At 60.1% G+C, this 1,255-nt stretch carries 1 protein-coding gene; it reads left to right on the top strand.

All coding sequences use genetic code 11. The annotated features are described in order from the left end of the window. Nucleotides 1–69 precede the first annotated feature (69 nt). Nucleotides 70–1,247, top strand: a protein-coding gene (locus B552_RS0105010; RefSeq protein ID WP_202802746.1) for an IS3 family transposase whose coding sequence is annotated in 2 segments (ribosomal slippage) — nt 70–337 and nt 337–1,247 — 1,179 coding nt in all. Because the reading frame shifts where the segments join, the coding sequence is not laid out codon by codon here. Nucleotides 1,248–1,255 lie beyond the last annotated feature (8 nt).

The raw sequence follows: 1,255 nt of genomic DNA, 5'->3' as shown, positions 1-1,255 counted from the left end.
TGTGGTGGTCTAATTTCCTCGGACAGGTCGATAGGAGGACAATCCGGAATCGACGAGGAAGAAAGATAGATGACAAGAAGGCGCCGACAATTTGACGCCAGCTTCAAGCTGGAAGTAGTACGGATGGTGCGAGACCAAGGATTATCGGTCAGCGAGGTTTGCCGGTCGATGGAGCTTGGTGAGACGGCCGTTCGGCGCTGGATGGCGCAGTACGATGCAGAGTGCGCTGGCGGGCCTGGCGTGGGCAAGCCGCTGACGGCGGAGCAGCAGCGCATCCGGCAACTGGAGGCGGAGAATCGGCAACTGCGTGAGGACAACACGTTACTAAAAAAAGCCTCGGCCTTCTTTGCGCGGGAACTGAAGTGAGCTACCGGGTGGTAGCCCACTTGCAACAGGAGGCCGTATCGGTCAGTAACGCCTGCCGGGTATTGCAGGTGAGCCGCTCGGGCTACTATGCGCACCGCCGCGCCAAGCCAAGCATGAAGACTCTGCAGGAGCAGACCCACGTCAAAGCGGCGTTTGCTGCGAGCGGCGCGAGCTACGGCAGCAGGCGTGTCATGCATGCGGTGCGGGAACAAGGGGTGCGCCTTGGCCGGTACCGCATTCGTAGGCTGATGCGCGAGGCGGACTTGCGTGCGACCTGGAAGCGTAAGTTCGTGTCGACGACTGACAGCAAGCACACCCTGCCAGTGGCAGAGAACGTGCTGAACCGGCAATTTGACGTGGCCGAGCCGAATCGGGCCTGGACGTCGGACATCACCTATGTTCGCACGGCCCAGGGCTGGCTGTATCTGGCTGTCGTGCTGGACTTGTACTCGCGCAAGGTCGTGGGCTGGTCGATGGCGCCGACCATGCCGGCCGACCTGGTGATGTCGGCACTGAGCATGGCACTGCAGCAACGAAGGCCAGCGCCGGGACTGCTGCTGCATTCGGATAGGGGCAGTCAGTACGCGAGCGCGGAGTATCAGGCCTTGTTGGCACGCCATCAGATTGTTTGCAGCATGAGTCGAAAAGGCAATTGCTGGGATAACGCGGTGACGGAACGATTCTTCCTGAACCTGAAGATGGAGCGCGTCTGGCAGCGTCAATACGCCAACCACGCCGAGGCACGGCGCGACATCACCCAGTACATCGTTGGCTTTTATAACCCGGTGCGCTTGCACTCAACCCTGGGGTATCTGTCGCCCGCTGCCTACGAGGCGAAATCGACAGTGAAACAACCTATCTGCCTGTCCGAAATTACTTGACCACTACA

This window comes from Cupriavidus sp. BIS7 (assembly GCF_000292345.1).
Classification (GTDB): Bacteria; Pseudomonadota; Gammaproteobacteria; order Burkholderiales; family Burkholderiaceae; genus Cupriavidus.
The sequence above is the reverse complement of the archived record's forward strand: the minus strand, read 5'-3'. Positions and strand labels throughout refer to the sequence as shown.